Source organism: Bradyrhizobium sp. USDA 327 (assembly GCF_041262065.1).
GTDB classification, from domain to species: domain Bacteria; phylum Pseudomonadota; class Alphaproteobacteria; order Rhizobiales; family Xanthobacteraceae; genus Bradyrhizobium; species Bradyrhizobium liaoningense.
The window spans coordinates 7,474,241-7,486,540 of record NZ_JBGCCW010000001.1; the positions used below are offsets into that span (position 1 = coordinate 7,474,241).

Consider the following 12,300-nt stretch of genomic DNA (forward strand, 5'->3'; position numbering starts at 1 on the left):
CCATCCGGCCAAGGCGCTCTTCCAAGCCTCGCGAGCAGTGCGGTCTTGAAGAGTTCATCATCGCAACACATCTTGTGTCGCCCGCGGGTAGGCGAGTACCCTGCCTTTTCTGCGGCTTTGATGCGAGGACCTGGGATGAGCGGACCTGACGGAAGCGAGCAGTTTGTCAAAAAGCACGATTTCGTTCAGCCTCGGCCCTACGCGATGACAGGCCTTCTCGCCGTGGCATTCGCGCTGACCGGCTGCGACAAACCGGCATCACAGGCCGCTGCCCCACCGCCGGCGCAGGTGACAGTCGCCCAGCCGGTCAAGCGCACGGTCACCGATTGGGACGAGTTCACCGGCCGCTTCGAGGCGGTGGAGGAGGTGCAGGTGCGGCCGCGCGTCGGCGGCTTCGTCAACTCGGTCGAGTTCACGGACGGCGCTATCGTGCGTCAGGGCGATCTGCTCTACGTGATCGACCCGCGCCCGTTCGAGGCGGTGGCCACCCAGGCGGAGGGGCAGCTGTCGGATGCACGGGCCAAGGTGGAACTCGCCAAGCGCGAGCTCGATCGCGGCCTTAGCCTGGTGCAGACCAGCGCCGTCTCCGAGCAAGTCGTCGATCAGCGCCGCCAGGCCTTGCAGGCCGCGCATGCGGCCGAGATGCAGGCGGAAGGCGCGCTGAAGGCGGCGAAGCTCAACATCGAGTTCACGCACGTGACGGCACCGCTGACCGGCCGTGTCAGCCGCCATCTCGTCAGCCCCGGCAATCTCGTGCAGGGCAGCGACAACGCATCGTCGACGTTGCTGACCTCCATCGTGACACTCGATCCGATCTACATCTATTTCGACATGGATGAGGCGACATTCATCAAGTACAGCAAGCTGTGGTTCGAAGGCCGTCGCCCGAGCTCGCGCGACACGGCAAACCCGGTGCAAGTGTCTCTCGCCGGCGAGACCAAGCCGTCTCACGAAGGCACCATCAACTTCCTCGACAATCGCCTCGACGTCTCCACGGGAACGCTGCGCAGCCGCGCGGTGGTCAAGAACACCGATTTGTCTATCCTGCCCGGCCAGTTCGGTCGCGTCCGCCTGATCGCCAGCGCGCCCTATGAGGCGCTGCTGATTCCGGACGCCGCTGTTGCGACCGACCAGTCCCGCAAGATCGTTTTCGTGGTGAAACCTGATGATACGGTCGAGGCGCGCCCTGTCGCGCTCGGGCCGCTCGACGAGGGCCTGCGCGTGATCCGTGAAGGGCTGAAGCCGGACGATCGCGTCATCGTCAGCGGCATCCAGCGCGCCCGCGTCGGCGCCAAGGTCGCCCCGCAGACCGCTCAAGCGCCGGCCGGTGGCAAGTCATGAACCTCGGCCGCCTCTCCATCAACCAGCCCATCCTGGCGATGGTGCTGTCGATCGTGCTGCTGATCGTCGGCGCGCTCGCCTACACCACGCTGCCGGTGTCCGAATATCCGCAAGTGGTGCCGCCCACCGTGGTCGTCACCACGCAATATCCCGGCGCCTCGGCGCAGACCGTGTCCGACACGGTCGCGGCTCCGATCGAGCAGCAGATCAACGGCGTCGAGGACATGCTGTATCTCTACAGCCAGGCGACCTCGAACGGACAGTTGACGATCACCGTCACCTTCAAGCTCGGCACCGATCTCGACAAGGCCCAGGTGCTGGTGCAGAACCGCGTCGCGATTGCACAGCCGCAATTGCCGGACGAGGTGCAGCGCAACGGCGTCGTCACCCGCAAGAACTCGCCCGACATCCTGATGGTCGTGTTCATGCTGTCGCCGGACGACAGCTTCGACCAGCTCTACATATCCAACTACGCGCTGCTTCAGGTCCGCGACCAGCTGCTGCGCATCGACGGCGTCGGCGACATCCAGATTTTTGGCGCGCGCGATTATTCGATGCGGCTGTGGCTCGACCCTGACCGCATCGCCAATCTCGGCCTGACTTCGACCGAGGTGCTGGCCGCGATCCGCGCGCAGAACGTCCAGATCGCCGGCGGCCAGATCGCCGAGCCGCCGATCGCGGACCGAGCCTTTCAGCCGAATCTCACCTTTACCGGACGTTTGAAGGACCAGAAGCAGTTCGAGGACATCCTGATCAAGGCCGGTTCCGACGGCCGCACGGTGCGGCTGCGCGACGTCGCCCGGATCGAGCTCGGCGCACTGGCGTATTCCACCAACAGCTTCCTGCTGCGCAAATCGGCCGTCGCCATGCTGGTGACCCAGCGGCCCGGATCGAACGCGCTGGCGACGGCCAAGAGCATCTCCGACACCATGACGAAGCTCAAGGAGAGCTTTCCGAAAGGTCTCGACTACAACATCGGCTATAATCCGACCGAGTTCATCGCCCAGTCCGTCCACGAGCTGATCAAGACAATCTACGAAGCCATGCTGCTGGTGGTCGTCGTGGTGCTGGTATTCCTGCAGGGATGGCGTCCCGCGATCATCCCGATCATCGCGATCCCGGTCTCGCTGGTCGGCACCTTCGCGGTGATGGCGGCGCTTGGATTCTCCATCAACAATCTCACCTTGTTCGGCCTCGTGCTCGCCGTCGGCATCGTCGTCGACGACGCCATCGTCGTGGTGGAGAATGTCGAGCGACATCTCGAGCATGGCATGAGCAGGCGTGATGCCGCGCTCAAGACCATGGAGGAGGTCGGCGGCGCGCTGGTCTCGATCGCCCTGGTGCTCACCGCCGTGTTCGTGCCGACCGCGTTCTTAGGAGGCATATCCGGGCAGTTCTTCCAGCAATTCGCCGTCACCATTGCGGTTGCGACGGCGATCTCCTGCTTCTGCTCGCTGACGCTGTCGCCGGCGCTGGCCTCGCTGATCCTGACGCCGCACGAGGAGAAGAAGCCTCCGGCCGCTTGGAACGTGATCGCGCGCGGCTGGAACGCCTTCACCGGCGTCTTCAACCGCGTGTTCGACCGGCTCGCGCACGGCTATGCCAGCGTCGCCGATTTCGTGATCCGGCATTCCGTCGTGATGCTTCTGATCTATGTCGTGCTGATCGGCAGCGCCGGCTGGCTGATCGTGACCACCCCGCAGGGCTTCATCCCCGCGCAGGATCGCGGCTATGTCATCATATCGGTGCAATTGCCGGGCGCCGCTTCGCTGGCGCGCACCACCGAGGTGGTCCGCGAGATCGAGCGCATCTCGCTGGATACGCCGGGCATCGTCCGCGTTGCCGCTTTCGCCGGCTTCTCCGGCGCCACGCGCACCCAGGCCGGCAATGCGGCCGCGCTGTTCCCGGTGTTCGACGAGCCCGAGGCGCGGCTGAAGAAGGGATTGTCTGCGAACGCCATCACGGCCGAGCTGCGCAAACGCCTGGCCGCGATCCAGGGTGCGTTCATCATCGTGATTCCGCCGCCGGCCGTGCCCGGCATCGGCACCGGCGGCGGCTTCACCATCCGCATCCAGGACCGCCAGGGTCGCGGGCCTGAGCTGCTCGCCGCGGCCACCGACGAGCTCGTCGCCGCGGCGCGCAAATCGCCCTTGCTGCTCGCTCCGACGGTGTTCTCGCCGTTCTCAGCCAACACGCCGCAGCTCTTCGTCGATATCGACCGCACCAAGGCGCAGAAGCTGGGCGTGCCCATCGCCAATATCAACGACACGATCCAGACCTATTTCGGATCGACCTATGTCAACGACTTCAATCTGTTCGGGCGCACCTATCACGTCACGGCGCAGGCGGACTTCCCGTTCCGGAAAGAGCCCAGCGATCTCGCGCGATTGCGGACGCGCAACGCCAATGGCGACATGGTGATGCTCGGCAGTGTGGTCGAGTTCAAGGACGTGTCCGGCCCCGACCGCGTGGCGCGCTACAATCTCTATGCGGCGTCCGAACTTCAGGGCGAACCGGCGCCGGGCACCAGCTCGACCACCGCGCTCAACACCATCAAGCAGCTCGCGGACGATACGCTGCCGAGCGGCTTCACCTTCGAGTGGACGGACCTGTCCTACCAGCAGATCACTGGCGGCAACGCCGGCCTCTACGTGTTCCCGATCTGCGTGCTGTTCGTCTATCTCGTGCTCGCCGCGCAATATGGCAGCTGGACGCTTCCGTTCGCGGTGATCCTGATCGTGCCGATGTGCCTGTTGGCTGCCACCATCGGCGTGCGCATCATGGGCCAGGACGTCAACATCCTCACGCAGATCGGCTTTGTCGTGCTGGTGGGACTGGCGGCGAAGAACGCGATCCTGATCGTCGAGTTCGCACGCGACATCGAGAACGAGGGCAAGCCGCGGCTGGAAGCCGTGATCGAGGCCTGCCGCCTGCGCCTGCGGCCGATCCTGATGACGTCGTTCGCCTTCATCCTCGGCGTGCTGCCGCTGGTGATCTCCAGCGGCTCCGGCTCGGAGATGCGGCAGGCCGTGGGCGTTGCCGTGTTCTTCGGCATGATCGGCGTCACCCTGTTCGGGCTTCTGTTCACGCCGATCTTCTACGTGGTGGTGCGGAACCTCGCAGAGGGGCGGCGGGACAAGAAGCCGGAGATGGCGGCTTGATGCTGCCTCTCTGTGGCCGTAGACGTCTCCACACCCACCGCTGTCATCCCCGCGAACGCGGGGATCCATAACCACAGGGAGTGGTTTGGCGCGACAGCGGCAACTCCGACTCTTCGCCAAACATCTCCCTGTGGCTGGGTCCCGGATCTGCGCGCGCTTAAGGCGCGCTTGTCCGGGACGACGGCGGAGAATGCGGCGCACCCCCACCCATACTAACGACCAACGTGAAATGGATGGGCACGCGCGGGGTTCTTCACTAGTATCCGCGCGATTTCAAAACAGAAAACTACTGGGAGCTTAACGAATGAAATCAGCATTTTTGGTCGCCGCAGCGTCGGCCGTATTGCTTGCCGCGCCGGCCTTCGCGCAAGGCGTCAAGATCGGCATCCTCAACGATCAGTCCGGCGTCTATGCGGACTACGGCGGCAAATGGTCGGTCGAAGCGGCCAGGATGGCGATCGAGGATTTCGGCGGCGAGGTGCTCGGCCAGAAGATCGAGCTCATCACCGCCGACCATCAGAACAAGCCGGACCTCGCCAGCTCGATCGCGCGCCGCTGGTACGACGTCGAGAACGTCGACATGATCACGGAGCTGACGACCTCCTCGGTCGCGCTCGCGATCCACGAGCTTTCCAAGGAAAAGAAGAAGATCGACATCGTCGTCGGCGCCGCGACCTCGCGCCTCACCGGCGATGCCTGCCAGCCCTATGGTTTCCACTGGGCCTACGACACCCACGCGCTCGGCGTCGGCACCGGCGGCGCACTGACCAAGGCCGGCGGCGACACCTGGTTCTTCCTCACCGCGGATTACGCCTTCGGCTATGCGCTGGAGAAGGACACCAGCGAGATCGTCACCGCCAATGGCGGCAAGGTGGTCGGCTCGGTTCGCGTGCCGCTCAACTCCTCGGACTTCTCCTCCTTCCTGCTCCAGGCGCAGAGCTCGAAGGCGAAGATCGTGGGCCTCGCCAATGCCGGCCTCGACACCACCAACTCAATCAAGCAGGCGTCCGAGTTCGGCATCGTCTCAGGCGGCCAGAAGCTCGCGGGCCTCTTGATGACGCTCGCCGAAGTCAACGGCCTCGGCCTTCAGGCCGCGCAAGGTCTGGTGCTGACCGAAGGCTATTACTGGGATCTCAACGACAAGACGCGCAATCTCGGCGAACGCTTCCTCAAGCGCACCGGCCGGATGCCCAGCATGATCCATGCCGGCACCTACTCGGCGACGCTGAGCTACCTGAAGGCCGTCAAGGCCGCCGGCACCAAGGACCCGGATGCCGTCGCCAAGAAGCTGAAGGAGCTGCCGGTCAACGACGATTTCGCGCAAGGCGGCAAGGTGCTCGAGAACGGCCGCATGGTCCACGACATGTATCTGTTCGAGGTCAAGAAGCCCTCGGAATCGAAGAAGCCGTGGGACTACTACAAGCTGCTTGCCACCGTCCCCGGCGACAAGGCCTTCTTCACCGCCAAGGAAAGCGGCTGCCCGCTGACGAAGTAGGGAAGTGGCACAGCGAGCGCCACACACTCGGTCATCCCCGCCTAGTGCGCAATTGCGCACGGGAGTGGGGATCCATAACCCCAGGGAGACGTGTGGCGCGAGATGCCTACTCCGAGTCTTCGCAAAACGAGTTACTGTGGGTCTGGATCCCGGATCTTCGCTGCGCTCGTCCGGGACGACAGCGGAATGTTTGGCGGCGGATTGCCTCACACCATCCGCAACACCACAGCTCCCAGCGCTCCTGCCCACAACGCCATGGCGGCGATGCTCTGGATCGCGAAACCCATACCGCGCTTGGCCGCAGCCTTCGAATAGCCGACGAAATAGACGATACGGCCGATGATCCAGACCACGCCAATACCCGCCGCGATGGCGTCGCTGATGTAGATCGCGAACAGCCAGAGCGCTGGCAGGAAGATCGGCATCCATTCCAGCGTGTTCATCTGGATGCGGAAGGCGCGTTCGAAATCCGGATGGCCCGACATCGCAGGCACCTTGACGCCGGTCTTGGTGCGCGAGCGCGACACGTTGATGGCGGTGAAGAAATAAAAGGCGATCGCCAGCAGCGTGACGAGGGCGGTGAGATGATACATGGTTAGTTCCTCGAAGAGATCGCGTTCAATAGCCCGTCAGCTCGAGATAGCCAACGCCGTCATGCGTCCCGGCAAAGCTGATCGGTCCTTCCCAATAGGAGAAGCCGGTCCCCATCCAGGCCCCTGGATTGAGCGGCTTGCACAGAATCGAGAACGATCGCGAGGGGATCGCGATCTGCCATTCCACCGGCAGCTTGCGTCCCGCAACATCCGCGGTTGCCTTCGGGATCATCTGGATATCGCTGCCCGCGATCATCTGCGTGTCGCCCGCGGCGCTGATCCAGTTGCCGAACGGATAATCCTTGCCGTCCTTCTGCCGCAGCCGGTACAGCATCAGCTTGTCGCCGGATGCGAGATGCAGTGAGAGCCAGTCCCAGCCGGTCTGGTCGGCATCGAGCGGCTGGCTGCTCCACTCCCTGTCCATCCAGGCCTGGCCCGAGACGTCGATCAGCCTGTCGTCGATGGTGAGCGTGCCCCGCGCGCGGTAGAACGGCTGGCTGTAATAGTAGGACGCCTGCCCGCGCTCGGACTTGCGACTGTAGCCGCCATCGCCCTGCAGGACCACCGGACGATCGGCCTCCAGCGTCAATGCGTAGCTGAAATCGGTGCCGGACGCCTTCAGCGTCAGCGGTGCCAATGTGCGATCGTCGGTGCGCTCAAGGCCCTTCATCTCCCAGTCGTCGATCCAGGCATCGAACGGCTTGGCCGTCACGCCGGCCTGCCCGACGCCGCCGCGCGAAAACGTTTCGTTGAAGCGGTGGGTGTCGGCCCGTGTCACCGCTGCATGCGCCATCCACACCTGCTGATTGGCCCAGCTTTCGCCTTGTGGACCCGGCTGCGCGGCCTGGCGGAACAGCGTCCATTGCAGGCCGCAAGCCGCGCCGCTGCCATCGACGAGGTTTGCCGTGAGATACCACCACTCGATGCGAAAGTCCGGATGCGGCCCGTGATCGGCGGGAAAGGTGAATGTCATTCCCGGCGTGACCTTGGCAAAGCCGTCGGCGGCCTCGCCGAGCCCGGCATAGCCCTGCGCGCCGGCGCGCCGCGCGAGAGCGAGGGCGGCGATGCCGGCGGCGATGGCGCGCCGCGAGATCCGGTCAGCGTTCATTGGCAAACACCTTGACGAGGGTCGCCGGCTGCATCCGCGCCAGCCGCAGCATCGGCAGCAAGGCGGCCACCAGCGAAGCAAGCAGTGCGACCACGACCAGTTCGACCAATTGCAGCGGAAACACGTGGAACGGCAGCCGCCAGCCGAATGCCTTCACATTGACGATCGCAATCAGGCACCACGCCACCAGGAGGCCGAGCGGTACCGCCAGCAGCGACGTGAACAGTGCGACCGAAAGCGTCTTGGTCAGCTCGATCGCGGCAAGGCGCGGCCGCGTGACGCCGATCGCCCACAGCGGGGCGAGCTGCGGCAGGCGGGAGTTCGCCAGCGTCAGCAGGCTGGTCAGCAGCGCGATGCCGGCGACGCCGAGCGTGAAGGCGTTCAGCGCGGAGGTCACGGCGAAGGTGCGATTGAAGATGCGGATCGATTCCGCCTTCACCGTCGCCTGGTCGGCGACGCTTCGGTCGTCGAGCGCAAACTGCTTCTGCAAAGCCGCGATCAGGCCGGGGATATTTTCCTTGGCGACGATCAGGCCCATCCGCGTCTGCGGCGTCTGCGGAAACTGCCGGACCAGCGCCGCGACATTCACGGCAAGCTGCCCCCTGGGATTGCCGTAATCGGCATAGATGCCGACGATGTCGAGCTCCCAGGTGCCGCCCGGCGCCGGCACTTCGATCACATCACCGAGGCGCACATTCAGCCGGCGGCTCAACTGCTCGCTGATGAAGGCGGCGTTGCCCGGCACCAGCCGGGTCCAGGCGCGCGGCGCGGCTTGCAGCAGCGGCCAGCGCTCGCGATACAGCGCGTGATCGGGCAGGCCCAGCAGCTCCACCGGCTGGTCTCGAATCTGCGCTTCCGCACGTCCGCCCGAGAGGATCGCCTGGACGTCGCTGCGCTGCTTCAGCCAGTTGCGGATCGCAACGCCCTGCGCATTGTCGGACGCGCTGATGTAGACGTCGGCGGCGAGCCGCCCGTCGAGCCAGCCGATGAAGGTGCGGCTGAAGGTCTCCACCATGGTGGACACCCCGACATTGACGGCGAGCGCGAGCAGCAGCGCCATCAGGGCGAGCGACAATCCGGAAAGCTGTTGTCGGCTGTCCGCCCAGAACCACAGCGCAAGCGGGCCACGCGCGACGCGCTGGCCGGCGTGCAGGATGATGTCGAGGAAGGCCGGCAGGATCAGCGCCGCACCTAACATCAGGGCCGCGAGCACGCCAAAGCCCGCGATCAGCGATTGCCCGTAGTGGAGCAGCAACAGGGCGACCGCGAACACGGCGCAGGCCGCACAGCTCTGCAGGACCAGCCAGCGGCGTTGCCGTTGCTGCCAGGCGCGCGGCTGGGCGGTTGCCAGCACCGGCATCCTGATCGCCTTGATCAGGCTCGTTGCTGCCGCCACCAGCGCGCCGGCAACGCTGATGCCGATGCCGGCGAGCCACCACTCGCCTCGCAGGCTGAGCTGCCCCGGAATCTGCGCGCCATAGAGCCCGCGCAGCGAAGCGGCGACGTCGGGCAGCAGGGCAGCCGCGATGAAATAGCCGCAAGCGAGCCCGATCAGCCCGGCGATCAGCGCCAGTGCCACCAGCTCGACCACCAGCACCGTGTTGACCAGTCGCGCCGAGGCGCCGCAGGCGCGCAAGGTCCGCAGCATCGGCAGCCGCTGTTCGAAGGCGAGGCCGACGGCCGAGTTGACGATGAACAGGCCGACGAAGAACGACAACAGGCCGAACGCGGTGAGATTGAGATGGAAACTGTCGGTGAGATGCTCAAGCTCCGTCTCGGCATCCGGCTCGACCCGCTGCAACTGCTCGCCAACGACGCTGGCCAGCGGCGCCGGCTTGCCCTTCGGCTTGCCGATCAGTAGGCGGGACACCTGATCCGGCTTGTTGAGGAGGCGCTGTGCCACGCCGATATCGACCACGAGCACGTCTGGCACGAGCTGCGGCAGCACGCGCAGCGGCGGCAGCTTTGCGCCATTGCTGATCGCCGGCGCCGCGCCTTCCGCCTCCTGCAAATCGGCCAGCGTCTCCCGCGCCGCCAGCGTCTGGCCCGGCGGCGCAACGAAGCTGCTCAGATCCGAGGCGCCAAGCCGCGGCGCGTTGCCGACATCGGCCGGCAGCGTCACCGGCTCGATGCCGAGCAGCCGCACCGAGCGCCCGTTGATCTGGACCCGTCCCTCCAGCACCGGCGAGACCGGCCAGCCCGCGCGCCGGAGCTTGACGAACAGTTCCTGGGAAAAGGTTGCCGCATTTGGCGCCACCAGCATCGCCGTGCGCACGCCGCCGAACGTCGCCGCGGCACGGTCATAGGCATTGCGGGCCTGCTGGTTGATCGCCTGCACGCCGCTCCATAGCGAGGTCGCCGCGATCAGCCCGATCAGCAGCGTGGCGAACTGCATCTTGTGTCGCCGCCAATGGCTGAGCAGCACGGCGAGGATCCACAGCGCGCGCCTCATGCGATGCGCCCCGCATGCAGGGTGAGGTGGCGGTCGAGGGTCGCAGCCAGATGCAGGCTGTGCGTCACCATCAGGAAGCCGCAGCCGGTGCGCGCGACGAGGTCGCGCGTCAGCGCCAGCACGTCTTCGGCGGTGGCTTCGTCCAGATTGCCGGTCGGCTCGTCCGCGAGCAGCAGCGCGGGCTTTGTCGCGAGTGCCCGGCCGATCGCGACCCGTTGTTGCTGGCCGCCTGATATTTGCTCTGGATAACGCTTGAGCAGGCCGCCGAGTCCGAGCCGCTCGACAAGCTCCTTGATCCAGGCCCCGTCATGTCGGCCGGCGATCCGCGCCTGGAAGGCGAGATTGTCCGCGACCGAGAGGCTCGGGATCAGGTTGTATTGCTGAAAGACCAGCCCGATGCGATCGCGCCGCAAGCTGGCGCGTCCCGCATCCGACAGCTTGGTGACCTCGATCTCCTCCAGCCGGATCGTGCCGCCGTCGGCGGCATCGAGCCCCGCGATCAGGTGCAGCAATGTGCTCTTGCCGCTGCCGGACTCGCCGGTCAGCGCGACGCGTTCGCCGTGCCTGAGGTCGAGATCGACGCCGCGCAGCACATGGACCGGCTCGCCGGCCGAGGAGAACGTCTTGGAAAGATTTCGGATGCTCAGCACGATGAATGGCGCCGGACGGAATTAACGGAATTGCTGCGTAGCACACTTGCTGCGGAAATGCCGGGTTGCGTTGGTTGTGAAGCCGTTGTTAGCTTCCAAGACGGCCAAATCAAAAAAGTGCCAAAAAGACATACGGGGAGATTCATGAGCGCTCAGGGAACGCCAGCGGTGGCGGGCAGGACGGCAGGGCAATCCAAGGCAACGCCAAAGGGCGCCTGGACCGTTACATTTCTCCTCTTTCTCTTCATGGTGGTGAACTTCGCGGACAAGATCGTCGTCGGTCTCGCCGGCGTGCCGATCATGACCGACATGAAGCTCAGCGCCGAGCAGTTCGGCCTGCTCGGATCATCTTTCTTCTTCCTGTTCTCGATCTCCGCCATCGTGGTCGGCTTCATCGTCAACAAGGTGCCGACGCGCTGGGTGCTGCTTGCTCTGGCTGTGATCTGGGCGCTGGCGCAATTTCCGATGGTCGGCACCGTTTCCTTCACCACGCTCCTGATCTGCCGCATCGTGCTGGGCGCCGGCGAAGGCCCGGCCTTCTCGGTCGCCGCGCACGCCATCTACAAATGGTTCCCCGACGAGAAGCGCACGCTGCCGACCGCGATCCTGTCGCAAGGCTCGGCCTTCGGCGTCATCCTCGCGGTGCCGGCGCTGAACTGGATCATCGTCAACCATTCCTGGCATTATGCCTTCGGCGCGCTCGGCGTCGTCGGCCTGATCTGGGTTGCGGCCTGGCTCACGCTCGGCAAGGAAGGGCCGCTGGAGGACACGCAGGTCTCGGCCGCGGCCGAGCCGAAGATCCCATACTTGCAGCTTCTCACCTCGCGCACCTTCATCGGCTGCGTCGCCGCAACCTTCGGCGCCTATTGGGCGCTGTCGCTCGGCCTGACATGGTTCACGCCGTTCATCGTCAGGGGGCTCGGCTTCTCACAGAGCCAGGCCGGCTTCATCTCGATCCTGCCCTGGGTGTTCGGCGCGACCATCGTCATGCTCACCGGCTGGATCTCGCAGGTGATGATGGCGCGCGGCTACAACACCCGTGCGGCGCGCGGCGTTCTCGGCTCGGTGCCGCTGGTGATCGGCGGGCTGATCCTGGCGATGATGCCGCATGTCCAGGGCGCGGGCCTCCAGATCGCGCTGCTTGTGGTCGGCTCGGGCCTGTGCGGGGCGATCTATGTCGTCTGCCCGCCCATGCTCGGCGAATTCACTCCGACGTCGCAGCGCGGCGCGATCCTCGCGATCTACGGTGCGCTCTACACGCTCGCCGGCATCATCGCGCCGGCCGTGATGGGGGCCACGATCCAGCGTGCCGGCAGCACGATCGACGGCTACATGACCGGCTTCACCATTAATGCCGTGATCATGGTCGGCTCCGGCCTGCTCGGCCTGCTCCTGCTCTGGCCGAACACCGAGCGCGCGCGGCTGACGCGCGGTGCCGCTCCGCAGGCGGCGGCACTGAAGGGCGCGGTGTCGCCGACGTAGGGCGAGGCTCTCTTACCC

General features: G+C 65.4%; 8 protein-coding genes. 4 read left to right on the forward strand and 4 right to left on the reverse strand.

The genetic code is table 11. The annotated features are described in order from the left end of the window. The first annotated feature begins 135 nt into the window (after positions 1 to 135). From ABIA42_RS35240 to ABIA42_RS35250, 3 genes are all read left to right on the forward strand, one after another. Complete coding sequence (locus ABIA42_RS35240) at positions 136 to 1,341, forward strand: efflux RND transporter periplasmic adaptor subunit (protein ID WP_370116507.1); 1,206 nt, start codon at positions 136 to 138, stop codon at positions 1,339 to 1,341. Continuing rightward, positions 1,338 to 4,502 (forward strand): efflux RND transporter permease subunit, encoded by a 3,165-nt coding sequence (locus tag ABIA42_RS35245; protein ID WP_370143721.1) that lies wholly within the window; start codon positions 1,338 to 1,340, stop codon positions 4,500 to 4,502. Before ABIA42_RS35240 ends, ABIA42_RS35245 begins: the two co-directional genes overlap by 4 nt. Before the next feature lie 304 nt (positions 4,503 to 4,806). Next, the gene (locus ABIA42_RS35250; RefSeq protein WP_271527398.1) at positions 4,807 to 5,997 is read left to right on the forward strand and encodes an ABC transporter substrate-binding protein; all 1,191 of its coding nucleotides are present in this window, start codon (positions 4,807 to 4,809) and stop codon (positions 5,995 to 5,997) included. A 206-nt stretch (positions 5,998 to 6,203) separates the two neighbouring features. Here the strand turns inward: ABIA42_RS35250 and ABIA42_RS35255 are convergent, their stop codons facing one another. From ABIA42_RS35255 to ABIA42_RS35270, 4 genes are read right to left on the reverse strand one after another with little or no spacing between them, the layout of a single operon-like run. Next, the gene (locus ABIA42_RS35255) at positions 6,204 to 6,590 is read right to left on the reverse strand and encodes an MAPEG family protein (protein ID WP_271527397.1); all 387 of its coding nucleotides are present in this window, start codon (positions 6,588 to 6,590) and stop codon (positions 6,204 to 6,206) included. Positions 6,591 to 6,615: 25 nt separating this feature from the next. Beyond that, positions 6,616 to 7,698 carry a lipocalin-like domain-containing protein gene (locus ABIA42_RS35260; protein WP_370116503.1) on the reverse strand — a complete coding sequence of 361 codons (1,083 nt, stop codon included), beginning with the start codon at positions 7,696 to 7,698 and terminating at the stop codon, positions 6,616 to 6,618. After that, on the reverse strand, positions 7,688 to 10,150 hold the full coding sequence (locus ABIA42_RS35265) for an FtsX-like permease family protein (RefSeq protein ID WP_370116500.1): 2,463 nt from the start codon (positions 10,148 to 10,150) through the stop codon (positions 7,688 to 7,690). Before ABIA42_RS35265 ends, ABIA42_RS35260 begins: the two co-directional genes overlap by 11 nt. Further along, on the reverse strand, positions 10,147 to 10,800 hold the full coding sequence (locus tag ABIA42_RS35270) for an ABC transporter ATP-binding protein (RefSeq protein ID WP_370116497.1): 654 nt from the start codon (positions 10,798 to 10,800) through the stop codon (positions 10,147 to 10,149). Before ABIA42_RS35270 ends, ABIA42_RS35265 begins: the two co-directional genes overlap by 4 nt. Before the next feature lie 144 nt (positions 10,801 to 10,944). On the opposite strand from ABIA42_RS35270, the gene ABIA42_RS35275 reads away from it, so the two are divergent. Then, positions 10,945 to 12,282, forward strand: coding sequence for an MFS transporter (locus ABIA42_RS35275; RefSeq protein ID WP_370116494.1), 1,338 nt, complete (start codon positions 10,945 to 10,947; stop codon positions 12,280 to 12,282). Positions 12,283 to 12,300 lie beyond the last annotated feature (18 nt).